Source organism: Dyella sp. NPDC103356 (assembly GCF_055584465.1).
In genome coordinates this window covers 194823-218327 of sequence record NZ_JBVJLZ010000006.1, presented here as the reverse complement: position 1 = coordinate 218327, position 23505 = coordinate 194823, and the positions used below count along the sequence as shown (strand labels likewise).

Annotated in this window: 16 protein-coding genes; 12 read left to right on the top strand and 4 right to left on the bottom strand. The window is 61.7% G+C overall.

The window, feature by feature from the left end; all coding sequences use genetic code 11:
• The 3 genes from carB (at nucleotide 1) to bluB (ending at nucleotide 4417) form a co-directional block, all read left to right on the top strand.
• A complete protein-coding gene (carB, locus tag ACZ6WW_RS15435; protein WP_465274983.1) occupies nucleotides 1-3228 on the top strand; it encodes a carbamoyl-phosphate synthase large subunit in 3228 nt (1075 codons plus the stop codon).
• Nucleotides 3225-3701, top strand: coding sequence for a transcription elongation factor GreA (gene greA, locus ACZ6WW_RS15430; RefSeq protein ID WP_281849084.1), 477 nt, complete (start codon nucleotides 3225-3227; stop codon nucleotides 3699-3701). Before carB ends, greA begins: the two co-directional genes overlap by 4 nt.
• Before the next feature lie 74 nt (nucleotides 3702-3775).
• Entirely contained in the window at nucleotides 3776-4417 is a 642-nt protein-coding gene (bluB, locus tag ACZ6WW_RS15425; RefSeq protein ID WP_465274982.1) for a 5,6-dimethylbenzimidazole synthase, read from the top strand.
• 273 nt (nucleotides 4418-4690) lie between these two features.
• Here bluB and ykgO read toward each other — a convergent pair whose 3' ends face one another.
• The 4 genes from ykgO to ACZ6WW_RS15405 form a co-directional block, all read right to left on the bottom strand.
• Nucleotides 4691-4816: a type B 50S ribosomal protein L36 gene (ykgO, locus tag ACZ6WW_RS15420; protein WP_008215056.1), complete on the bottom strand. Its 126-nt coding sequence runs from the start codon at nucleotides 4814-4816 to the stop codon at nucleotides 4691-4693.
• Nucleotides 4817-4888: 72 nt separating this feature from the next.
• Nucleotides 4889-5800, bottom strand: a complete 912-nt coding sequence (locus ACZ6WW_RS15415; protein WP_281849082.1) for a LysR family transcriptional regulator — start codon at nucleotides 5798-5800, stop codon at nucleotides 4889-4891.
• 277 nt (nucleotides 5801-6077) lie between these two features.
• The gene (locus tag ACZ6WW_RS15410; protein ID WP_465274981.1) at nucleotides 6078-8096 is read right to left on the bottom strand and encodes an FAD-dependent oxidoreductase; all 2019 of its coding nucleotides are present in this window, start codon (nucleotides 8094-8096) and stop codon (nucleotides 6078-6080) included.
• Between the two features lie 256 nt (nucleotides 8097-8352).
• Nucleotides 8353-8610, bottom strand: coding sequence for an acyl-CoA-binding protein (locus tag ACZ6WW_RS15405; RefSeq protein WP_465274980.1), 258 nt, complete (start codon nucleotides 8608-8610; stop codon nucleotides 8353-8355).
• Nucleotides 8611-8719: 109 nt separating this feature from the next.
• Here ACZ6WW_RS15405 and cmk point away from each other — a divergent pair, with 109 nt between their 5' ends.
• The 9 genes from cmk to ACZ6WW_RS15360 all read left to right on the top strand — a co-directional run bounded on the left by cmk (nucleotide 8720) and on the right by ACZ6WW_RS15360 (nucleotide 23457).
• Complete coding sequence (cmk, locus tag ACZ6WW_RS15400) at nucleotides 8720-9400, top strand: (d)CMP kinase (RefSeq protein ID WP_281849079.1); 681 nt, start codon at nucleotides 8720-8722, stop codon at nucleotides 9398-9400.
• 166 nt (nucleotides 9401-9566) lie between these two features.
• Nucleotides 9567-11240, top strand: coding sequence for a 30S ribosomal protein S1 (gene rpsA / locus ACZ6WW_RS15395; protein ID WP_281849078.1), 1674 nt, complete (start codon nucleotides 9567-9569; stop codon nucleotides 11238-11240).
• Between the two features lie 77 nt (nucleotides 11241-11317).
• Nucleotides 11318-11620 carry an integration host factor subunit beta gene (locus tag ACZ6WW_RS15390; RefSeq protein ID WP_281849077.1) on the top strand — a complete coding sequence of 101 codons (303 nt, stop codon included), beginning with the start codon at nucleotides 11318-11320 and terminating at the stop codon, nucleotides 11618-11620.
• Between the two features lie 196 nt (nucleotides 11621-11816).
• On the top strand, nucleotides 11817-12080 hold the full coding sequence (locus ACZ6WW_RS15385) for a LapA family protein (RefSeq protein WP_465274979.1): 264 nt from the start codon (nucleotides 11817-11819) through the stop codon (nucleotides 12078-12080).
• A complete protein-coding gene (lapB, locus tag ACZ6WW_RS15380) occupies nucleotides 12077-13249 on the top strand; it encodes a lipopolysaccharide assembly protein LapB (protein WP_465274978.1) in 1173 nt (390 codons plus the stop codon). The genes ACZ6WW_RS15385 and lapB overlap by 4 nt, the downstream gene beginning before the upstream one ends.
• Before the next feature lie 5 nt (nucleotides 13250-13254).
• Nucleotides 13255-14289, top strand: coding sequence for an MraY family glycosyltransferase (locus tag ACZ6WW_RS15375; protein WP_465274977.1), 1035 nt, complete (start codon nucleotides 13255-13257; stop codon nucleotides 14287-14289).
• A complete protein-coding gene (locus ACZ6WW_RS15370; protein WP_281849073.1) occupies nucleotides 14276-16171 on the top strand; it encodes a polysaccharide biosynthesis protein in 1896 nt (631 codons plus the stop codon). Before ACZ6WW_RS15375 ends, ACZ6WW_RS15370 begins: the two co-directional genes overlap by 14 nt.
• Nucleotides 16172-17044 (top strand): UTP--glucose-1-phosphate uridylyltransferase GalU, encoded by an 873-nt coding sequence (gene galU / locus ACZ6WW_RS15365; protein WP_465274976.1) that lies wholly within the window; start codon nucleotides 16172-16174, stop codon nucleotides 17042-17044. It begins immediately after the preceding gene.
• A gap of 389 nt (nucleotides 17045-17433) precedes the next feature.
• Nucleotides 17434-23457, top strand: coding sequence for an alpha-2-macroglobulin (locus ACZ6WW_RS15360; protein ID WP_465274975.1), 6024 nt, complete (start codon nucleotides 17434-17436; stop codon nucleotides 23455-23457).
• Nucleotides 23458-23505 lie beyond the last annotated feature (48 nt).

The following is a 23505-nucleotide window of genomic DNA, read 5'->3' as shown; positions in this document are numbered from 1 at the left end:
ATGGCTAAGCGTACCGATATCAAGAGCGTCCTCATCATCGGCGCCGGCCCGATCGTCATCGGCCAGGCCTGCGAGTTCGACTACTCCGGCGCGCAGGCCTGCAAGGCGCTGAAGGAAGAGGGCTACCGGGTCATCCTGGTGAACTCCAACCCCGCCACGATCATGACCGACCCGGAGACCGCCGACGCGGTCTATATCGAGCCGATCAACTGGCAGACGGTCGAGCGCATCATCGCCAAGGAGCGCCCGGACGCGGTGCTGCCGACGATGGGTGGCCAGACCGGCCTCAATTGCGCGCTCGATCTGGCCGACAACGGCGTGCTGGAGAAGTACAACGTCGAGCTGATCGGCGCCTCGCGCGAAGCCATCCGCATGGCCGAAGATCGCGAGCTGTTCCGCGTCGCCATGGCCGAGATCGGCCTGGACTGCCCGAAGGCAGAAGTCGCTCGCACGTATGAGCAGGCCGTGGCCACGCAGGCCAAGGTCGGTTTTCCGACCATCATCCGCCCGAGCTTCACGCTGGGCGGCTCGGGTGGCGGCATCGCCTACAACGTCGAAGAGTTCGAAGAGATCGTCAAGCGCGGCCTGGATCTCTCGCCCGTGCACGAAGTGCTGGTCGAGGAATCCGTACTCGGCTGGAAGGAATTCGAGATGGAAGTGGTCCGCGACAAGGCGGACAACTGCATCATCGTGTGCTCGATCGAAAACCTCGATCCGATGGGCGTGCACACCGGCGACTCGATCACGGTCGCGCCGGCGCAGACGCTCACCGACAAGGAATACCAGCGCCTGCGCGATGCCTCCATCGCCGTGCTGCGCAAGATCGGCGTCGACACCGGCGGCTCCAACGTGCAGTTCGGCATCAATGCCGAGACCGGCCGCGTCGTGGTGATCGAAATGAACCCGCGCGTGTCGCGTTCGTCGGCGCTGGCCTCCAAGGCCACCGGCTTCCCGATCGCCAAGATCGCCGCCAAGCTGGCGGTGGGCTACACGCTGGACGAACTCAAGAACGACATCACCGGCGGCTTGACCCCGGCCTCGTTCGAGCCGAGCATCGATTACGTCGTTACCAAGATTCCACGCTTCGCGTTCGAGAAATTCCCGTCCGCCGATGCTCGCCTGACCACGCAGATGAAGTCGGTCGGCGAAGTGATGGCGATGGGCCGTACCTTCCACGAGTCGCTGCAGAAAGCGCTGCGCGGCCTGGAGATCGGCAAGACTGGCCTGAACCCGACCGGGCTGGACCTGAGCAACGACGATGGCCTGGCGATCCTCAAGCGCGAGCTGCGCGAGCCGCGCCCCGACCGCGTGTTTCATCTGGCCGATGCGTTCCGCGCCGGGCTGTCGCTCGAAGAGGTACACAACCTCAGCCGCGTCGACCCCTGGTTCCTGGCCGCGTTCGAAGACATCGTGCTGGAAGAGGCGATGGTCACCGCGCAGGGCATCACCAAGCTCGACGCGCCGCGCATGCGCGAACTCAAGCGCATGGGTTTTGCCGATGCGCGTCTGGCCGAATTGCTCGGCAGCGACGAAGCGGCCTTGCGCCATCTGCGCCATACGCTGGGCGTACGCCCGGTGTACAAGCGCGTGGACTCCTGCGCGGCGGAATTTGCCACCACCACGGCCTATATGTACTCGACCTACGAGGAAGAGTGCGAGGCGCAGCCGACCGATCGCGAAAAGATCATCGTGCTCGGTGGCGGCCCGAACCGTATCGGTCAGGGCATCGAGTTCGACTACTGCTGCGTGCACGCGGCGCTCGCCCTGCGCGAGGATGGTTTTGAAACCATTATGGTCAACTGCAACCCGGAAACCGTGTCGACCGACTACGACACGTCCGACCGCCTGTACTTCGAGCCGCTGACGCTCGAAGACGTGCTGGAAATCGTCGCGCTGGAAAAGCCCAAGGGCGTGATCGTGCAGTACGGCGGCCAGACCCCGCTGAAGCTGGCGCGCGCGCTCGAAGCCGCCGGCGTGCCGATCATCGGTACGTCGCCCGACTCGATCGACCTGGCCGAAGACCGCGAGCGCTTCCAGCAGATGATCGAAAAGATCGGCCTGAAGCAGCCGCCGAACCGCACCGCGCGCAATGCCGACGAGGCCTTGGCGCTGGCCCGCGAGATCGGTTATCCGTTGGTGGTGCGCCCGAGCTACGTGCTGGGCGGTCGTGCGATGGAAGTGGTCTACGACGATGCCGATCTGTCGCGCTACATCCGTGAAGCCGTGCAGGTGTCGAACGATTCGCCGGTGCTGCTCGACCGCTTCCTCGATCACGCAGTCGAGGTGGACGTCGACATCATCGCCGACCAGGAAGGCAACGTGCTGGTCGGCGGCATCATGGAGCATATCGAGGAGGCCGGCGTGCATTCGGGCGATTCGTCCTGCTCGCTGCCGCCGTATTCGCTCTCGCAGGAGATCCAGGACGAGATGCGCCGTCAGGTCACGTTGATGGCGAAGGAACTGAAGGTCATCGGCCTGATGAACACGCAGTTCGCGATCCAGGGCGACACCGTGTTCATTCTCGAGGTCAACCCGCGTGCATCGCGCACCGTGCCGTTCGTGTCCAAGGCCACCGGCGTGCCGCTGGCCAAGATCGCCGCACGCGCGATGGCCGGCCGTTCGCTGAAAGACCAGAACGCCACGCGTGAAGTGATCCCCGAGTACTACTCGGTCAAGGAAGCGATCTTCCCGTTCCTGAAGTTCCAGAACGTCGATCCGATCCTCGGTCCGGAAATGCGTTCGACCGGCGAAGTGATGGGTGTGGGCCGCAGCTTCGGCGCCGCCTTCGCACGCGGCCACGACGCTGCCGGTATCAAGACGCCGCCGAAGGGCAAGGTGTTCGTGTCGGTGCGCGATGCCGACAAGGATCGCCTGCTGCCGGTGGCAAAGGACGCCCTGGCGCGTGGTTTCAGCCTGGTGGCGACCGCCGGTACGGCGGCTTACCTGGCCGAGCATGGCGTGGTCTGCGAGCGCATCAACAAGGTGCTCGAGGGCCGCCCGCACGTCGTCGACCTTATCAAGAACGGCGAAATCGTTTATATCGTGAACACGACCGAGGGCAAGCAGGCCATCGCCGATTCGTTCTCGATCCGGCGCGAGGCCCTGCAGCATCGCGTTACCTATTCCACCACCGTCGCAGGAGCGCGCGCGCTGGTGCACTCGTTGGATTTCCACGGTGCCGGCGAGGTGCACAGCCTGCAAGAGTTGCACAAGGAGCTGAAGGCATGAGTCGCGCCCCCATTACAAAAGCCGGTTCCGAGCGGCTGCGTGGCGAACTGGAGAGACTGAAATCGGTCGATCGCCCGAGGATCATCGCGGCGATTGCCGAAGCGCGTGCGCATGGCGATCTGAAAGAAAATGCCGAGTATCACGCTGCGCGCGAGCAGCAGAGCTTTACCGAAGGCCGTATCGCCGAGCTGGAAGGTGCGTTGTCCACCGCCGAGGTGATCGACATCTCGCGTCTGGCTGCCGGCACCCGCGTGGTGTTCGGTGCTACGGTCGACCTGGAAGACGAAGACAGCGGCGAAGCGGTGACCTACCAGATCGTGGGCGACCTCGAAGCCGACATCAAGCAGCGCCTGATCGCCGTGTCGTCGCCGATCGCGCGTGCGTTGATCGGCAAGAGCTCAGGCGACAGCTTCGAGTTCACGGCGCCCAACGGCGTAAAGCACTACGAAATCACTGGCGTTCGGTACGAGTGACGGCATTGGTTTTGCGATGAAGAAGGCCCGCTTTGGCGGGCTTTTTTCTTGTACACCCCAACACGGCGATATCGATGACTCAGGCTTTTGACGAGACAGCGCGCGCAGCGGTCTATCGCGCCATTCACGAGCGTCGCGATATGCGCCATTTCACGCCCGATCCGGTGGAGCCGAAGGTTCTGCGTCGCCTGCTGGATGCCGCCCATCACGCTCCGAGCGTTGGCTTCATGCAGCCTTGGCGCATGGTGCGGGTCACCGAGCCTGCGCTACGTCTATCGCTGCATGCCTGCGTCGAACGCGAGCGCGTGCTCACCGCCGATGCATTGGGCGAACGCAGCGACGAGTTTATGAAGCTCAAGGTCGAGGGCATGCTCGAATGCGGCGAGCTGCTGGTGATGGCATTGATGGACGGGCGCGAACGCCATGTCTTTGGCCGTCGCACCATGCCCGATATGGATCTGGCGTCAGTGGCCTGTGCGATCCAGAACATGTGGCTCGCGGCTCGCGCCGAAGGCCTCGGGATGGGCTGGGTTTCGCTGTTCGATGTCGACGAAGTGCGGCAATTGCTTGGGATGCCGGAGGGCGCGCGACCGGTGGCGATTCTCTGCCTGGGGCATGTGGAGGCGTTTTACCCGCGGCCCATGTTGGAAACGGAGCGTTGGGCGAAGCGGCTGCCGTTGAGCGAGTGCGTGTTTGAGAATCAGTGGCCCGCCTGATTTCCTTTGTAGAAGCGATTTCCAGAAACCCCGAAAAACCTCTCCTAATTCGTCATCCCGGCGCAGGCCGGGACCCAGTGGCTTTGTGGTCGGTTGTCGCCAGAGCCATCAAGCATTTGTTCTGTCGCGAAAATCGGAAACCGAAGCCACTGGATCCCGGCCTGCGCCGGGATGACGATGAGGGGAGATGAATCGGTCAGGTAACTAAAAGCCTTTTTTCAGGCATAAAAAAAGCCGCATAAAATGCGGCTTTTTTACGACCCGGCGCGAAACTCAGCGCTGACGAGCCTTGAAACGCGGGTTGCTCTTGCAGATCACGAACACTTTGCCGCGACGGCGCACAACCTTGCAGTCACGGTGCCGCTGCTTGGCGGACTTCAAAGAGGAAAGCACCTTCACGGCCAGCTCCTGAAACAGAAAAAGAAGAATACGAAAAATTGAGCACGCAAGTGTAACCGGTTGAATCGCCTATCACAAGCCCACAGTAGCTTTGGATTCAGCCACCGTGGACAGGAATTTGGCCAGTACCGGCGAGGGATCGTTGCGGCGGGTCGCGACGGCCAGGAGCATGGTGGCGTCCGGGTCGTCCAGCGACGCATAGCTTACCCCAGCCAGGCCGACGGCACGCATCGAAGCGGGTACCAGGGCCAGGCCCATGCCGGCGGCTACCAGCACCAGCAGGCCGTTGATCTGCTGCGCGTGCTGGCGGATCTGCGGGTGAAAATCGGCTTTCATCGCCAGCTGTACCAGGCGATCGTAAAGCGTGGCGGCCAACTCGCGCGGCTGCACCACAAAGGATTCGCGCGCCACCTCTTGCAGCCTGACGCTGGTACGGCCCGCAAGGCGGTGCCCGGCGGGCAGGGCAAGTACCAGCGGCTCTCGGTCGATGATGTCCAGCTGCAAAGCCTCGCGGTCGCCTTCATGCTTGGGTTCGTCGCGGACAAAGCCGACATCGATCTGACCGGTCAGCAAGGCGGCAAATTGGGGCTCGGTGTACATCTCGCTCAGCGCGACCCGCACATTGGGAGCGATCTGGCGATGCTGGAGTAGGGCATGAGGCAGGGCCGGATGAAAGGTGACCGAGACGGTGTAGGCCAGCCGCAGGAGCCCGGTAAAGCCGGCAGCGGCCTCAGCGACTTGGCCGCGGGCTTCTTCTGCCTTCCCCAGGATCTGTCGCGCCTGTTCCAAAAACACCCGCCCAGGCTCGGTCAGTGCGACGTTGCGCTTGTCCCGATTGAATAAAAGCACCCCAAGATCACGCTCAAGCGCTTGAATCTGCTGGGATAAAGGGGGCTGCGAGAGGTGCAGGCGCTGGGCTGCACGGCTGAAGCTCAGCTCTTCCGCGACCGCGATGAAGTAACGCAGCTGGCGAAAATCGAACATGAGAGCGATCCGGGCAGAGGTGGATAGCGGCTTTTTCGCCGGTTGGGCGTGATCTTATACGCAAAACGAATAAGTGGAGCGCTAAATATATATTTGCCGACGACCTGGATCGATCCTATCCTACGCATCGTCCCGCTACCTTCCCCTCCCCCCAGGTGGCGGTGACCCCCGCTCCGCAGCGACGCTATATCCCCGCGATACTCGGTCTCTCTCCCCCCGAACCGATATCGACGCGTCGTCTAGCGGGGCGCTTTCTTTTTCCGCCCCTCGCTATCGTTCAAAGGTTCGCTGCCAAGCGCGTACCTTGATCGATGGCGCGTTTGGCATCCAGCTCGGCAGCGACATCCGCGCCGCCGATCACATGAGCCTTGATGCCTGCTGCCAGCAATTCGTCGGCGAGGTGGCGGTTCGGCTCCTGGCCGGCGCATACAATGATGTTGTCGACCGGCAGTACCTGGGATTTGCCGTCCATGGTGATATGCAGGCCTTCGGCGTCGAAACGGTCATAGCTGACGCCGCCGAGCATCGCCACCTGCTTGGCTTTCAATGTCGCGCGGTGCACCCAGCCGGTGGTCTTGTTCAAGCGTGCGCCGGGGCGGCCCTCACTGCGCTGTAGCAACCAGATCTGGCGTTCGGGTGCTTCCGGCTGCGCCTTGACCAGGCCGCCGCGCGTTTCCAGTTGACGATCCACGCCCCATTCGCGCGTCCAGCGCACGACATCGGTGGTGGGCGAGGGTGCCGATTCGGCCAGAAACTCGGCGACATCGAAGCCGATGCCGCCGGCGCCAATAATCGCGACACGTGCGCCCACCGTCGCGTTATGCGCGAGCACATCGATGTAGCTGAGCACGCGCGGATCGTCGCTGCCGGGGAACTGCGCCTTGCGTGGCGTGATGCCGGTGGCCACGATCACTTCGTCATAGCCGCCGTTCTTGACGGCTGCGGCGTCGACGCGCTGGCCGAGCTGCAGCGTCACGCCAAGATCGTCCAGGCGATAGCGGAAATAGCGCAGCGTTTCCTCGAATTCCTCTTTGCCGGGAATGCGTTTGGCATAATTGAATTGGCCGCCTATACGGCTTTCCTGATCGATCAGCGTGACGGCATGGCCACGCTCGGCCAGCGTGGCCGCGCTGGCCATGCCGGCCGGTCCCGCACCGATAATGGCGATGCGTTTTTTTGCCGTCGCGGGCGCGATGGTCAGTTCGGTTTCATGGCAAGCACGCGGGTTGACCATGCAACTGGCGCGGCGTTGCGAAAACACATGATCGAGACAGGCCTGGTTACAGGCAATGCAGGTGTTGATGCGATCGCCTTGTCCTGCCTGTGCCTTGCGTGCCCATTGCGGGTCGGCCAGCAGCGGACGCGCCATCGACACCATGTCCGCTTCGCCGGCAGCAAGAATCCGCTCGGCCACGTCGGGCATGTTGATGCGATTGGTGGTGATCAGTGGAATGGCTACTTCGCCCTTGAGCTTGGCCGTGACCCACGAAAACCCTGCGCGCGGCACGCTGGTGACAATGGTGGGGATGCGCGCTTCGTGCCAGCCGATACCGGTATTGATGATGCTTGCGCCGGCTTTTTCGATGCCCTTGGCCAGCGTCACGATTTCTTTCCAGTCCTGGCCGCCTTCGACAAGGTCGAGCATCGACAGGCGATAGATGATGATGAAATCGCGGCCCACCGCTTCGCGCGTGCGCTCGACCACTTCCAGCGCAAAGCGCATGCGTCGTGTGGCATCGCCGCCGTATTTGTCGTTGCGGTGATTGCTGCGTTCGGCCAGGAACTGGTTGATCAGATAGCCTTCCGAACCCATTACTTCAACGCCGTCGTAACCGGCGTCGCGTGCGAGCTTTGCGCAATGGGCGAAGTCGCGGATGCTGCGTTCCACGCCGCCTGCGGAAAGTGCGCGTGGCGTAAATGGGGTGATCGGCGATTTGATTTTCGAGGGTGCGACCGATAGAGGGTGATAACCGTAACGGCCGGCGTGCAGGATCTGCATGCAGATCAGCCCGCCTTCCTTATGTACGGCCTCGGTGACCTTTTTATGGCGTGCGACATGCCAGGGCATGCTCAACCGACCGCCGAAGGGTTTGAGCCAGCCCTGGATGCTCGGCGCGATGCCGCCGGTGACCATCAGGCCAACGCCGCCGCGTGCGCGTTCGGCGAAATAAGCGGCCAGCTTGTCGAAATCCGCCGCCTTGTCCTCCAGGCCGGTGTGCATCGAGCCCATCAGGATGCGGTTGGGCAGGGTCACATGGCCCAGGTCGAGCGGGGCGAACAGGTGTGGGTAGGACATGGGGCGGCGGCGGCTCGTTCAAACGATCGTATGAATGTGCCGGAAAGGGGAGGCTTAGCGCAAGGGGCGTGGCTTTTTTGACGAGGCGTAAAGGCGCTGGGTCCCGGCGTTCGCCGGGACGACGGACTGATGTTTCTTTGAGGTGGGCTATAGGAGGGTGGGAATGCCACAGCCTGGTCGATGAAGCCGTGCGCCACATCCCGTCGTCCCGGCGAACGCCGGGACCCAGCGCCTTCAGGAGCGCATCGGCCTACGACTAACCCAGCAACTCGCGCACCAAAGCGATATACCGCCGCCGAGCCTCTTCCCCATCCACGCCACGCAGCTTCGCCCACGCTTCGTACTTGGCGGTGCCGATAAAATCGAAGAACCCAGGCTGCTGGCCGTGGACGTCGCCCTCGGAGCCCTGCTTGTAAAGGGCGTAGAGCTTGAGCAGGGTGTCGTTGTCCGGCCTTTCCCCCAGTTTCTGGATGTCTTCGGCTGCCTGTTCGAACTCGGGACGAAGATCGGTCATGGGGTCTGTACTTTAGGAAAGCTTGCGGAAAGGTGCGCGGCTTGATACCACGCGCTCGGCGTGGGGGTCAACGCGATATCATAAGTGGTTTAGCCCGACCGGAGCCGTCATGACCCCTGCCACCCCCGTTCCCGTACTTACCATTGATGGGCCGTCCGGGTCGGGCAAGGGCACGATCAGTCGCCTGGTCGCCGAGCATCTGGGCTGGCGCCTGCTCGATTCGGGTGCCTTGTACCGGGCCGTGGGCTATGCCGCGGGCGCGGGCGGGCTGGACCTGTCGGACGTGGAAGCGGTCACCCGCTGTGCGCAGACCACCAAGATCCAGTTTCGGGCCGCTCCCGACGGGCAGGACACCCGGGTCATCGTGAACGGGCATGACGCTACCGATGAGCTGCGGACCGAGACAGCCGGCGCTGCAGCCTCGGCCATCGCCTCCGTACCCTCGGTCCGGGAGGCCCTGGTTGCCATGCAGCTGGGTTTCCGCAAGGCGCCGGGACTGGTGGCCGATGGCCGGGACATGGGGACGGTGATCTTCCCGGATGCCCCGTTCAAGGTGTTCCTGACCGCCAGTGCCGCCGAACGCGCGAAAAGACGCTATAAGCAGTTGAAGGAAAAGGGACTCAGCGTTACACTTACAAGCCTTCAGCGCGAAATTGAAGCGCGTGACGCCCGGGATGCATCGAGGGCCGTCGCGCCGCTCAAGCCCGCCGAAGATGCGATTCTGGTGGATAGCACCGGCTTAAGCATCGGGGACGTGGTCGCTAAAGTACTCGCCGTCGTGCAGCCATAAGGCTGCCGATGGCATTCGTGCTCCGTGCTACGGCATGGAGTTTTGGTCAACGGTGTTCGACGGTAGCCAATCCGAAAGACACCCACAGCCGGTGGGCCGATGAGATGCTCGAGCGTTCGTCATAACGCACGAGGGTCTACGGCCTTTTCCCATTTCTGGAATCAACATGACTGAAAGTTTTGCCGAACTGTTTGAACAGAGCCAACAGGCCATCTCCAAGCTGAAGCCGGGCGCGATCGTCACCGGTATCGTTGTGGAAATCCGCAACGACGTCGTCGTGATCAACGCTGGCCTGAAGAGCGAAGGCATCGTCCCGATCGAGCAGTTCAAGGACGAGAGCGGAGAGTTGGAAGTGCAGGTGGGCGACGAGGTGAAGGTTGCCCTCGACGCACTGGAAGACGGTTTCGGCGAGACCAAGCTCTCCCGTGAGAAGGCCAAGCGTTCGATGGTGTGGGACGACCTCGAGCAGGCGTTCGACAAGGAAGAGACCATCACCGGCAAGATCTCCGGCAAGGTCAAGGGCGGTTTCACCGTCGACATCAAGGACGTCCGCGCATTCCTGCCGGGCTCGCTGGTCGACGTGCGTCCGGTCCGCGATCCGGTTTACCTGGAAGGCAAGGACCTCGAGTTCAAGATCATCAAGCTCGACCGCAAGCGTAACAACGTTGTGGTCAGCCGCCGCGCCGTCGTCGAGACCGAGTTCTCCGAGGAGCGCGAGAAGCTGTTGGAGCGCCTGACCGAAGGTGCAGTGGTCAAGGGTACGGTCAAGAACCTCACCGACTACGGCGCATTCGTGGACCTGGGCGGTATCGACGGCCTGCTGCACATCACCGACATGGCGTGGAAGCGCGTGCGTCATCCGTCCGAAGTCGTCAACGTCGGCGACGAGCTGGACGTCCGCGTGCTGAAGTACGACCGCGAGCGTAACCGCGTGTCGCTGGGCCTGAAGCAGCTGGGCGACGACCCGTGGGTCGCCATCGCTCGCCGCTACCCGGTCGGCAGCCGTCTGTTCGGCAAGGTCTCCAACGTCACCGATTACGGCTGCTTCGTCGAGATCGAGCCGGGCGTCGAAGGTCTGGTCCACGTTTCCGAAATGGATTGGACCAACAAGAACGTCAACCCGGCCAAGGTCGTGCAGGTTGGTGACGAGACCGAAGTGATGGTGCTGGACGTCGATGAAGAGCGTCGCCGCATCTCGCTGGGTATCAAGCAGACCCGCTCGAACCCGTGGGAAGCCTTCGCAGCGATGCACAAGAAGAACGACAAGGTGTCCGGTCAGATCAAGTCGATCACCGATTTCGGCATCTTCATCGGTCTGGACGGCGGCATCGACGGCCTGGTTCACCTGTCCGATATCTCCTGGCAGGCATCGGGCGAAGACCTCGTTCGCAACTTCAAGAAGGGCGACGAGATCGAAGCCGTGGTTCTGGCGGTCGATCCGGAGCGCGAGCGCATCTCCCTCGGCATCAAGCAGATGGAGCAGGATCCGTTTGGTCAGTTCATGGCGACCAACCCGCGCGGCACCATCGTCAACGGTGTGGTCAAGGAAGTCGACGCCAAGGGTGCAGTCATTGACCTGGGCGAAGGCGTCGAGGGTTACCTGCGCGCCAACGACATCGCCAAGGAGCGCATCGACGACGCTACCCAGCATCTGAAGGTGGGCGACAAGGTCGAAGCCAAGTTCACTGGCATGGACCGTAAGGGCCGCCAGCTGCAGCTGTCGATCCGCGCGAAGGACGAGGAAGATCTGCAGGACGCAATGGCCGAATACTCGTCCGCTTCCGGCGGTACGACCAAGCTCGGTGCGTTGCTGAAAGAGCAGTTGAACAAGGCTGACTAATCAGGCCTGGCGTTGGAGCGGCATTGCGCCGCTCCAACGGTATAGTTGTGTTTTCATGTCACGGACATTGGGGACCCATGACCAAATCCGAACTGATCGAAGCGCTGGCTCGGCGCCAAACCCATCTTGCGTTTGGTGACGTCGAACTCGCGGTGAAAAGCGTGATCGAACAGATGAGCCACGCGCTGGCTCATGGTGAGAGGATCGAAGTTCGCGGCTTTGGCAGCTTCGCGCTGCACTATCGGCCGCCGCGTATGGGTCGCAACCCCAAGACTGGCGACGCCGTTGCGCTGCCGGGCAAGCACGTGCCGCATTTCAAGCCGGGCAAGGAATTGCGCGAGCGAGTCAATATGTTGCTGGAGCAAGCCGGCGCGGCCTGAGCCCGTCGAGTCCAGTGGCTATAAAGCAAGAAGCGGTCGGCGCAAGCCGGCCGTTTTTTTTGGTCCCGACTAAACCTTCCTGCGTTGCCAGGGCACTCATGGTGGGCATGGGCCGGGCGCATATGTATGCCATCGATCACAACATCGCTTCCTTGCCCGGCTGTGCCCGGGCCGGTCAATCAGCTAAAGTCACGCGATGCGACTGCTTGTCATCCTGATCCTTCTGTTCTTCGTCGCCGCCGGCATTGTCCTGGGGGCGCTCAACGCCGACTTCGTCAGCTACGACCTGGCTTTTGCCCACGTGCAGTTACCCAAGGGGGCGGCGCTGCTGACTGCCCTGGTGATCGGCTGGTTGCTCGGCGGTCTGACCGCATGGCTCGGCGTGAGCATGAAACATCGCAGTCGTCTCCGTCGGGAGCGCAAGGCTACGGACAAGACGGGGCAGACGGTCGGCACATGACGGGGCTTTATGTGCTTGCTCTGCTGGTTCCCTTGGCTTTTGCCAGTGGGTGGTGGAGTGCCCGTCGATCGGGCGCCCGGCGCTCGGGGGCACAAGTCAGCGAGCTGTCGTCCGATTACTTCCGCGGCCTGAACTACCTGCTCAACGAGGAGCAGGACAAGGCGATCGAAGTTTTCCTGCGCCTGGCCGAATACAACCGCGACACGGTCGAAACCCATCTCGCGCTGGGTAATCTGTTCCGCCGCCGGGGCGAGGTCGATCGCGCCATTCGGTTGCATCAGCATCTGGTATCGCGTCCCGGCCTGTCCGATGCGATGAAGACCGTCGCGCTGCTGGAGCTGGGCGAAGACTATATGCGCGCCGGTCTGCTCGATCGCGCCGAAACGCTGTTTTCCGATCTGGTGGCCATGGATGCACATGCGCCATCGGCCTTGCGTCATCTGATTGCGATCTATCAGCACGAACGCGACTGGCATAAAGCCATCGAGCATGCGCGCCGGCTCGAGGCAATGATCGGCGAAGACGAGTCGGGCATGATCGCGCAGTTCTACTGCGAGTTGGCCGAGCAGTCACGTCAGCACGGTGCGCGTCAGGAAGCACGTGAGTATCTGCAGCAGGCATTCGCCAGTCAGCCCAGTAGCGTGCGCGCTTTCATGCTGACCGGGCGTCTGTTCGCCGACGAAGGCGAGCATGCACAAGCGGTCAAGGTGTACGAAGAAGCGATCGAAGCGGATATCGCTTTTGTGCCGGAAATCCTGCCGCCTTTGCTCAATAGCTATGCACGTTCGCAGCAGATGGAACGCGCCGAGCATTTCCTGCGCGACATGCTTGGCCGTTATCACGGTATCTCGCCGGTGCTGGCGCTGACCAAGCTTTATCAGCAACGCGATGGCGAACGCACGGCGATTGATTTCCTGACCTCGCAGTTGCGTCAGCGTCCGTCGGTACGTGGGCTGATGGCCTTGATCGATGCGACCATGGACAAGATCGACGGTGAGGCGAGGGAGAATTTCCTGATCCTGCGCGACCTCACCAAGAAGTTGCTCGAAGGCCAGGCGATGTATCGCTGCAGCCGTTGTGGCTTCGGCGCCAAGGCACATCATTGGCAGTGTCCGAGCTGCAAGAGTTGGAGCACGATTCGCCCGATCCACGGCGTAGCCAACGAGTGAGTTTCATGCCGAGTTTCGTGCGCCTTCTCGTTCTGGCATTGGCGGCCTTGCTGATATCGGTTGTGCTGGTGCGCAGCGCGATCGCTTATGCCCATCGGCGCGGCATGTTCGACCAGCCGGGCCAGCGCCGTTCGCATACCATCCCTACGCCTCGCGGTGGCGGCATAGGTCTGATCATTTCGGCGGTGCTGACCATGCCAGCCGCGCTGCTGCTTTTGCCCGCGGCGTGGTCCTGGCAGGTAGCTGCGGCCCTGGCTGCGGCCACCTTGCTCACGGCGGGGGTGGGCTGGTGGGACGATCACCGCCCTTTACCGATCCTTCCCAGGCTGGGCGTTCAGCTTCTAGCCAGTGCACTGTTCGCCGTCGTAATTTTGTTCGATGGCAGCCTGTCCATGCTGTGGCTGCCGGTGCTTATGCTGGCTGGCGCATGGAGCATCAACCTGCACAATTTCATGGATGGGATCGACGGCTTGTTGGCGCAACAAGCGATTTTCGTCGGCCTGGGGCTGTCCTGGCTGGCCTGGGCCGCAGGGCAGTCGGCGCTGGCGGGGGCGGGGGCTTGCCTGGCCTCGGCCAGTCTGGGCTTCTGGTTCTTCAATCGGCCCCGTGCTCGCATTTTCATGGGGGACGTCGGTAGCGGCACCGTAGGATTGCTGATTTTTGTGCTCACGGTCATGCTGTGGCGCGTCGAAACGGGGCTGGTTTGGCCTGCTTTGACCTTGAGTTCATCTTTTGTCGTGGATGCTGCGCTTACCCTTTTGAGCAGGATGTTGGCAGGAAAGCGCTGGTACACTGCGCACCGCGAACATCTCTACCAATGGTTGGTTCGCAGCGGGTTATCCCATGCAGCAGGGGGCATGTGGTATCTGATCTGGAATGCGTTAGTCGTGGCGCCCTCGGTAGTACTGGCATGGGTTTATCCCCGGCTGGCATTCCCGATCTGCGTTTTCGTCTACCTTGCTGCGAGCGCAGCATGGATGCTAGTCAAGCGCCAACGCCTGAGGCGCATTTCGCACAAGGCCCGTCATGTCGTTACGTAAATTAATCGGTGTCATTCATCCACGTACGGCGGTCGTGCTGCACGATCTGCTGATGGCCGCATTGGCCTGGTGGATCGCAAAGACACTGCGCTACGACCTGATCAATGACGGGAATTACGCCTTTCATCCATTGGAGTTTCCGCTGGTGCTGCTGGTGCAGGCGGCGGTGCTCAGCTGGACCGGTCTTTATCGTGGCGTGTGGCGTTTCGCCAGCCTGCCCGATCTTTGGAATATTCTGCGCGCAACCATCATTGGCGCTTTAGCCATCGGCCTGGCGCTGTTTTTGTACAACCGCCTCAACGATGTTCCGCGTTCGGTGCTTCTGCTGTATCCGGTGGTGTTGTCGATTTTGCTCGGTGCCCCCCGACTCGCCTACCGCTTCTGGAAGGACAGTCGCCTGGACATGTTTCCGGCCGAAGGTGCGCAGCGCGTATTGATCGTGGGTGCTGACCGAGCGGGTGAAGCGCTCTCGCGCGACCTGCATCGCGATGCGCGTTTCAATGTGGTCGGCTTTGTCGACGACAAGGAAAGCCTGCGCGGCGCCAGCATCAATGGACGTCCCGTCTTGGGCCGTATCGATCAGTTGCCGGAGTTGACCCGCGAAGCGGCGGTGCAGATGCTGCTGATCGCCATGCCTGGTGCGACCACCACGGAAATGCGCCGCATCGTGGAGCTGTGCGATCTCACCGGCTTGCCGTATCGCACCGTTCCCAAGCTGGAGGACGTCGTCGCCGGTCGCGCGCAGTTCAACGAGATCAAGGAAGTGGCCATCGAAGACCTGCTTGGCCGCGATCCGGTCGAACTGGATTGGACGGCCATTCGCGAAACGCTGACGGGTCGCCGTGTGCTGGTGACGGGCGGCGGTGGTTCGATCGGTTCGGAGCTGTGCCGACAAGTGGCACGTCTGGGCGCGCATTCGCTGGCAGTTGTCGATCACAGCGAATTCAATCTCTATCAGATTTCCCAGGAACTGCGCGCGGAATATCCGGAGCTGATTTTTGAAGGCATTCTGGCCGACGCTGGCGATGCGGCTGCCATGCGCAAGCTGTTTTCTGAAAATCAGCCGCAGGTGGTTTTCCACGCGGCAGCCTATAAGCATGTGCCGATGCTGCAAGGTCAGTTGCGTCAGGCCTTCCGCAACAATGTGCTGGTCACGCGCAACATTGCCGACCTGGCCGATCAGCACAAGGTCGAATGCTTCGTACTGATCTCGACGGACAAGGCGGTCAATCCGACCAGCGTCATGGGCGCCTGCAAGCGCATCGCCGAAATCTGGTGCCAGAATCTCAACGCCAAGTCGAATACGCGCTACATCACGGTGCGTTTCGGCAACGTACTGGATTCGGCCGGCTCGGTCGTGCCGCTGTTCCGCCAGCAGATTCGCAACGGCGGGCCGGTGACCATCACGCACCCGGAAATCTCGCGTTACTTTATGACCATTCCCGAAGCTTGCCAGCTGATTCTGCAGGCGGCGAGCCTGGGTCATGGCGGCGAGATCTTTGCGCTCGACATGGGCGAGCCGGTGAAGATTCGCGATCTCGCCGAGCAGATGATCCGTCTTGCCGGCAAGAAACCGGGCACCGAAGTACCGATCGTGTATACCGGCTTACGTTCGGGTGAGAAGCTGTTCGAAGAGCTGTTTCATCCGTTGGAAAACTATAGCGCCACCACGCACGCGAAGATCTTCCTGGCACAGCATCGTCAGGTCTCGTGGGATCTGTTGCAGGTTCAGCTGACCAAGGCGACGGACGCTACCATCGCCTTCGACGAAGAAAATCTTCGTGCGTGTGTCTCCGGCTTGTTGCCTTCGTTCCGCTGGAGCGATATTGGCCAGCCGGAAAACGTGGTGTCGATTCGTCGCGTTGAATCTGGAGAGAAGTGAGTGAGCAAGCCGTTGCGTAAGGTGGTTTTTCCCGTTGCTGGTTTGGGAACACGCTTTTTGCCCGCGACCAAGGTTGTCGCCAAGGAAATGCTTCCGGTACTGGATCGCCCGTTGATTCAGTACGCCGTCGACGAGGCGGTCGATGCAGGTGCCGATACACTGGTGTTTGTCACCAATCGTTATAAACACGCCATTGCCGATTATTTCGACAAGGCCTACGAGCTGGAAGCGAAACTCGAAGAGAAAGGCAAGGACGAACTACTTGCGCTGGTGCAGGGCACCTTGCCGCGGCATGTTCGCGCGATCTTCGTCACGCAGCCGGAGGCCCTCGGCCTCGGGCATGCGGTGCTGTGCGCCAAGCCGGTAGTTGGCGATGAGCCGTTCGGCATCATCCTGCCTGACGACCTGATCTGGAATAAGGGCAAGGGCGCACTGCGCCAGATGGCCGAGCTTGCGCAGGCACAGGGTGCCGGTGTGATCGCGGTGGAAGAAGTACCGCAGAACGACACCGACAAGTACGGCATTGTCGACGCCACGCCGATCGACGAGCGCAGTGCGCAGATCCGCCATATGGTGGAAAAGCCCAAGCCTGCCGACGCGCCGTCGAATCTGGCCGTGGTCGGCCGTTATGTATTGCCCGGTCGCATCTTCCAGTTGCTGGAGCAGACCACGCCTGGTGCCGGTGGCGAGATTCAGCTGACTGATGCCATCGACGCGTTGCTGAAGGAGCAGGGCAAGGTCCTGGCCTACCGCTTCGAAGGCACGCGTTTCGACTGCGGCAACAAGGCCGGCCTGGTGCGCGCCACCATGCATATGGCGATGCAAGACCCCAAGCTCGCGCCGACCGTGCGCGACTTTATCAAGGGGCTTTGATGTCGTTGGCGGTAGCAGCCACCTGACATTCCGTAGAAACCGCTTCGCAAAACCTCTAAAGAAGCCTCTCCTACACGTCGTCCCGGCGAAGGCCGGGACCCAGTGCCTTTCGCGTCAATGTACTAAAGACGCTGGGCCCCGGCCTTCGCCGGGGCGACGATGAGAACTGAGGTTTTCGAGGGGCGCCAGAGGCTCGTGGCGTGCTTTGCCCCGTTTCCGCCGAAGGCGGCAACATGTCACAATCTGCGCCCGAACCTGCCATTTTTCGGGCGCAGGATTCGCATTGGGGAAGCTGGCTTGATCATTGGCCGTCCGTGGTTCGGGCGGCTTTGGCATGTGCTTGGCTGATCCCCGCCGTTTGTTTCATCGGATGAGCTCAGGAAAGCACTATGGATCTGCTGCGGTTTTTGCTCTTGTTGCCTGTGCGCCTTGTGCGCGGCCTGTTTGGCCTTATCGGCTTGATCCTCAAGCCGCTGATCGGCAACGTGTCCTGGTCCGCGCCTGCCTGGGCGCCCGCGACGGCCGGCGCCGTGCGTCGCCGGCCGTTGCAGTCGGCAGGAGCGCTGATTGCCGTACTGCTGGTTGGCTTTGGCGGCTGGTACGGGTGGCAGTGGTACAAGAACCGGCCCAAGCCCGAGGAACCGGTCAAGATCGCGATCACCGCGCATGCGCCGCTGCTGACCGACTACACCAAGCAGCCGATCGTCATCTCGCCGCTGGATATACGCTTCTCCAAGTCTGCCGCGCCGATCGAACAGGTCGGCAAGACGGTGACGACGGGCATCAGCATGCAGCCGGTCGTCAAAGGTCAGTGGAGCTGGGTCGACGATCGAAACCTGCGCTTCGTTCCCGCCGAAGACTGGCCGGTTGGCAAGCACTTCGAGGTCCGCTTTGACGTACCCAAGGCGTTTGCCGGCCATGTATTGATGGCCGACGACCACGTGGAGTTCGACACCGTGGCGTTCGACATGACCGTGGGTCGTGGCGAGTTCTATCAGGATCCCCAGGACGCTACCGCCAAGAAAACCATTCTGCCGGTGGATTTCAATTACCCGGTGGATGCTGCGCAGTTTGAAAAGCGCATCGGGCTGGAGTTGAACCAGCCAGGTAGCAAAGGCGGCGATCTGAAGTACACCGTCACCTACGATCAATACAAGCTGCACGCCTGGATTCATTCGCAGCCGCTGGCCTTGCCGAGCGCTGCCGGCGCGGTGGCCTACACGATCGACAAGGGCGTGCGCAGTTCGCGTGGTGGCGATGCCACGGCCGACAAGAAAGAAGCCAGCATCGCCGTGCCTGGCTTGTACAGCCTTGCCATCACCAGTATCGAGCCGACCCTGGTAGACAACGACAAGTACGAGCCCGAACAGGTGCTGCTGGTCGATGTCAGCGATAACGTGCGCGACAGCGAAGTCGCGGGCCTGACCAAGGCCTGGGTATTGCCCAAGCGCAATCCGAAATTCAGCGAGGATGACGACGCGGCACCGTACGAGTGGCAGCCGTCGGAAATCAGCGAATCGCTGTTGAAAAAATCCCAGCCGCTGAAGCTGGAGCTGGTGCCGACGGAAAACGAATACGCGTCGCTGCAAAGCTTCAAGTTTCACGCTGAACCCGGCCAGCGCATTTATGTGCGTGTCGAAAAAGGGTTGAAATCGTTCGGCGGCTATCTGTCGGGGCAGGCGACGGCGCAAGCTGTCACCGTGCCTGACTATCCGAAGCTGCTGCGCTTCATGGCGGACGGTTCGTTGCTGTCGATGAGCGGCAGTAAGCGCATTTCGGTCGTGTCGCGCAATCTGCCGGGTATGCGTGTGGAAGTCGGCCGCGTGCTGCCCGATCAGATCCAGCACCTGGTCAGCCTCAACCAGGGTAACTACACCAAACCCGAGCTGACCTATGGCTTCAGCGAAGACCACATCGTCGAGCGTTACGAGGTGAAGCGCAGCTTCCCCAAGGGCGATCCGGGCAAGGCACATTACGAAGGCGTGGACCTCGGCCAGTATCTGAAGGAAGGCAAGCGCGGCGTGTTCATGCTGCATCTGTCTTCCTACGATGCCGCGGCCGAAGCCAAGCGCGAAAAAGCGCAGAAACAGGCCGCGGCGGATGCAGAAAAGGGTTATGCGCCGGATAACGCCCATGAAGGCGATGAAGAATCCGGGGACGAACCCGATAGCGCCGCCGACGGCGACGGCAGTGGTGAGGCGAGTGAGGACACCGGCGTAACGCCGCAGGACACCCGTCTGGTCGTTGTCACCGATCTGGGCATGTTGGTAAAGAAAGCTGTCGATGGCAGCCAGGACGTGTTTGTGCAGTCGATCGGCAATGGTCAGCCAGTCGGTGGCGCTAGCGTGTCGGTCATGGCGATCAACGGCCAGACGCTTTATACACAGACCACCAGCGCCGACGGCGTTGTGCATTTCCCGACCTTCAAGGGTCTGGACCGCGACAAGAAGCCGACGCTGTACCTGGTCAAGAAAGGCGATGACCTGTCGTTCCTGCCGATCGGCACCTATGATCGTCAGCTTGACTTCTCGCGCTTCGATATCGGCGGCGAGCGCAATGCGATCAACCAGGGTCAGTTGTCGGGCTATCTGTTTTCCGATCGCGGTATCTATCGCCCGGGCGATACCTTCCACATCGGTCTGATCGTTCGTGCGGCGACGTGGACGCGCAGCGTTGCGGGTATTCCGTTGCAGGCAGAAATCGTCGACCCGCGCGGCGTGGCGGTGAAACAGATTCCGTTGTCGATGGATGCGTCCGGCTTCGGCGAACTGGAATACGCGCCGGCTGAAACCGCACCGACCGGTACCTGGACGGTCAATCTCTACATCGTCAAGGACGGCAAGGCGAACGCGCAGGTCGGCAACACCACCGTGCAGGTCAAGGAGTTCCTCCCCGATCGCATGAAGGTCGACGCAAAGCTGTCGCAGCAGGTGGCCGAAGGCTGGGTCAAGCCGGATCAATTGAAGGGCGAAGTCGACGCGCAGAACTTGTTCGGTACGCCCGCCGCCGATCGTCGTGTCGAAGCGTCGTTGACGCTGCGTCCGGCTTTCCCGGCTTTTCGTAGCTGGCCCGACTATCACTTCTATGATGTGAAGCGCGCCAAAGAGGGTTACGAGGAGAATCTCCAGGACGGCAAGACCGACGACAAGGGCCACGCCGAGTTCGACCTGGACCTGAAAAAATACGCCGATGCGACCTACCAGCTGTATTTCCTGGCCAAGGCGTACGAGGCTGAGGGCGGTCGCAATGTTGCCGCTGCCACGCAGACCCTGGTGTCGAGCAACGAGTGGCTGGTGGGCTACAAGTCCGATGACAACCTTGATTACGTCAGCCGTAATGCAAGCCGTACGGTGCATCTGGTAGCGATCAATCCGCAGGCCAAGTCGATGGCCCTGGGCGATCTGAAAGCCCAGCTGATCGAGCGTCGTTACATCTCGGTGCTGACCAAGCAGGATTCGGGTGTCTACAAGTACGAGTCCAAACTCAAGGAAGTGCCGGTCAGCGAACAGCCGCTAAGCATTCCTGCCGGTGGCTCTGACTACGCGCTGCCGACGGACAAGCCGGGTAACTATGCCCTGGTGATCCGCCGCGCGGATCGCACCGAGGTGAATCGCGTCGAATACAGCGTGGCCGGTGACGCCAATGTATCGCGTTCGCTCGACCGCAATGCCGAGTTGCAGTTGAATCTCAGCAAGAAGGACTACGCGCAGGGTGAGTCGGTCGAGATCGCGGTGCGTGCGCCCTATGCCGGCAGCGGCCTGATCACCATCGAGCGTGACAAGGTTTATGCGCACGCATGGTTCCACGCCGATACCACCAGCTCGGTCCAGCACATCACGGTGCCGGCGGATTTCGAAGGCAACGGTTACATCAATGTGCAGTACATCCGCGATCCGTCGTCGGATGAAATCTTCATGAGCCCGTTGAGCTATGGCGTGGTGCCGTTCTCGGTCAACCTCGATGCCCGTCGCAACGACATCAAGGTCGATGCGCCTGCCATGGTGAAGCCGGGACAGGACGTCACCTTGAAGCTGACCTCGACCCAGCCGACCAAGGCGGTGATCTTCGCCGTGGACGAAGGCATCCTGCAGGTCGCGCGCTACAAGCTGGGCGATCCGCTGAAGTACTTCTTCCGCAAGCGCATGCTGGAAGTGGGCACCTCGCAGATTCTCGACCTGATCCTGCCGGACTTCGAGAAACTGATGGCGATGGCCGCTCCCGGCGGCGATGCGGATGGTGCGATCGGTCGTCAGCTCAACCCGTTCAAGCGCAAACGCGACAAGCCGGTGGCCTACTGGTCCGGCATCGTCGATGTCGATGGCGAGAAGGACGTGACCTATCACGTACCCGATTACTTCAACGGCAAGCTGCGTGTGATGGCCGTGGCGGTCTCGCCGGAAAAGATCGGTACCTTCGAAGGTGCCACCACGGTACGCGGCGACTTCGTGCTGTCGCCGAACGTGCCGACCACGTTGGCGCCGGGCGACGAAGTCGAAGTAAGCGTCGGCGTGGCAAACAATCTCACCGGGCTGGGCGGCAAGCAGGTACCGGTATCGGTGACCTTGAAGACCGGCCCGCAATTGCAGTTGGTCGGCAATGCGACGCAGAGCATCAGTCTGGGCGAAATGCGCGAAGGCGTGGCGCTGTTCCGGGTCAAGGCGACCGATCAGCTGGGCTCGGGCAACCTGACCTTCAGTGCAGCCTACGGCGACAAGTCGGCCAAGCAGAGCGTGGACCTGTCGGTACGTCCGGCGGCCGCGTTCCGCACCACGGTCGGCATCGGCAAGGTCGACGCGGGCAACAAGGCGGATTTCACCGGCGTGCGCAAGTTGTACGACGCCTATGCCAAACGCAATGTGGCGATGTCGAACCTGCCGCTCGTGCTGGCCCAGGGCCTGACGTCCTATCTGGTCGACTTCGAGCACTACTGCACCGAGCAGATCATCAGCGGCGCGATGCCGGCGCTGATCTTCGGCCAGCGGCCTGAGTTCAAGCAGGTGTTGATGGCGTCGCAGAAGACCGGCGGCAAGACGCAGGCCGAGGCGCTGGCAAATCTGTACGACGCGCTGCATACGCGTCAGAACGGGCAGGGCGGCTTCAGCCTGTGGACGGCAACGCCGGATGGCGATGCCTTCCTGACCGACTATGCGATGCACTTCATGCTCGAAGCGCGCGACCGTGGTCTGGCCGTGCCGCGCGATATGTTCGACGCCGGCAATGGTTTCCTGAAGCAGATCGCTGCCGACGATAGTGGCGACTCGATCGAAGCCTTGCGCCAGCGTGCCTATGCCATCTATCTGCTGACTCGCCAGGGCAATGTCACCACCAACTATCTGGCGTCGTTGCAGAAGCGCCTGAGCGAAACACAGCCGAAGGAATGGAAGGACGATCTGACGGCGGCGTGGATTGCTGCGTCCTACAAGCTGCTCAAGCAGGACAAGCTGGCCGGGCAGATGCTTGCCGGTCCGCTGAAGATGTTGTCGAGCCCAGGCGATCGTGAGCCCTGGGGTTATCACTACTACTACGATCCGCTGACTCGCGATTCGATCACGCTCTATCTGGTGGCCAAGCATTTCCCCGACCAGCTCAAGAGCCTGCCGCCGCAGGCGTTCGAGAACATCGTGCGTCCGCTGCAGAACGGGTGGTTCAACACCTATTCCTCGTCGGTGACGATCCTGGCCCTCGATGCCTACGCCGATCAGGCGCAAGGCGAAGTGGCGAAGCTGGATATCGCTGCGGTCAAGGCCGATGGCAACGTAAGGTCCATCGGCAAGGTCGAGGGCATGCTGCAGAACGGTAGCTGGACACCGTCCGATGCACGCCTGCGCTTCACCAACGGCACCACCTTGCCGGCATGGTATGTGGTCAGTCAGGGCGGCTACGATCGTGACGCTCCGACCAAGGCCGAGCGTGAGGGCGTGGAGATTACCCGCGACTACACCGACACCAACGGCAAGGCGCTGGATCAGATCACGATTGGCCAGGAAATCGACGTTCATTTGAAGATACGCTCGACCACCAACGCCTATGTGGGTGATCTGGCGATCGTCGACCTGCTGCCGGGTGGCTTCGAGCCGGTCATCCAGCCGCCACCGCCCGTCGCCGATCAACAGGCCGCGGACGACAGCGAAAACGACCAGGGCGGTGACAGCACCGTAGCGGCCAGCGCATGGCGTTCGCCGATCGGCGTGGGTCAATCGAGCTGGACCTTGCAGTACGCGGACGTGCGCGAAGATCGCGTCGTGCTCTATGGCGAGGCCACACCCAATGTGGGCGAGTTCGTCTATCGCATCAAGGCGACCAATGCCGGCAAGTTCATCGTGCCGCCGGCCTTTGGCGAGTCCTTGTACGACCGCAAGATTCAGGCACGCGCACCCGGTGGCGCCATCCTGACCGTCGTACGCAAACCGTAAGCGACAGCGCCGCTCTCCCGTCCTGGGAGAGCGGCATCGAATGAGCGT

Excerpts from the sequence above, each read along its gene's own strand:
- lapB (WP_465274978.1), top strand. The coding sequence starts at position 12,077 with ATGACGGGGCTTTATGTGCTTGCTCTGCTGGTTCCCTTGGCTTTTGCC.
- ACZ6WW_RS15405 (WP_465274980.1), bottom strand. The coding sequence starts at position 8,610 with ATGACCGATCTTCGTCCCGAGTTCGAACAGGCAGCCGAAGACATCCAG.
- ACZ6WW_RS15370 (WP_281849073.1), top strand. The coding sequence starts at position 14,276 with ATGTCGTTACGTAAATTAATCGGTGTCATTCATCCACGTACGGCGGTC.
- ACZ6WW_RS15390 (WP_281849077.1), top strand. The coding sequence starts at position 11,318 with ATGACCAAATCCGAACTGATCGAAGCGCTGGCTCGGCGCCAAACCCAT.
- ACZ6WW_RS15385 (WP_465274979.1), top strand. The coding sequence starts at position 11,817 with ATGCGACTGCTTGTCATCCTGATCCTTCTGTTCTTCGTCGCCGCCGGC.
- bluB (WP_465274982.1), top strand. The coding sequence starts at position 3,776 with ATGACTCAGGCTTTTGACGAGACAGCGCGCGCAGCGGTCTATCGCGCC.
- cmk (WP_281849079.1), top strand. The coding sequence starts at position 8,720 with ATGACCCCTGCCACCCCCGTTCCCGTACTTACCATTGATGGGCCGTCC.
- ACZ6WW_RS15375 (WP_465274977.1), top strand. The coding sequence starts at position 13,255 with ATGCCGAGTTTCGTGCGCCTTCTCGTTCTGGCATTGGCGGCCTTGCTG.
- rpsA (WP_281849078.1), top strand. The coding sequence starts at position 9,567 with ATGACTGAAAGTTTTGCCGAACTGTTTGAACAGAGCCAACAGGCCATC.
- ACZ6WW_RS15410 (WP_465274981.1), bottom strand. The coding sequence starts at position 8,096 with ATGTCCTACCCACACCTGTTCGCCCCGCTCGACCTGGGCCATGTGACC.
- carB (WP_465274983.1), top strand. The coding sequence starts at position 1 with ATGGCTAAGCGTACCGATATCAAGAGCGTCCTCATCATCGGCGCCGGC.
- ACZ6WW_RS15415 (WP_281849082.1), bottom strand. The coding sequence starts at position 5,800 with ATGTTCGATTTTCGCCAGCTGCGTTACTTCATCGCGGTCGCGGAAGAG.
- ACZ6WW_RS15360 (WP_465274975.1), top strand. The coding sequence starts at position 17,434 with ATGGATCTGCTGCGGTTTTTGCTCTTGTTGCCTGTGCGCCTTGTGCGC.
- greA (WP_281849084.1), top strand. The coding sequence starts at position 3,225 with ATGAGTCGCGCCCCCATTACAAAAGCCGGTTCCGAGCGGCTGCGTGGC.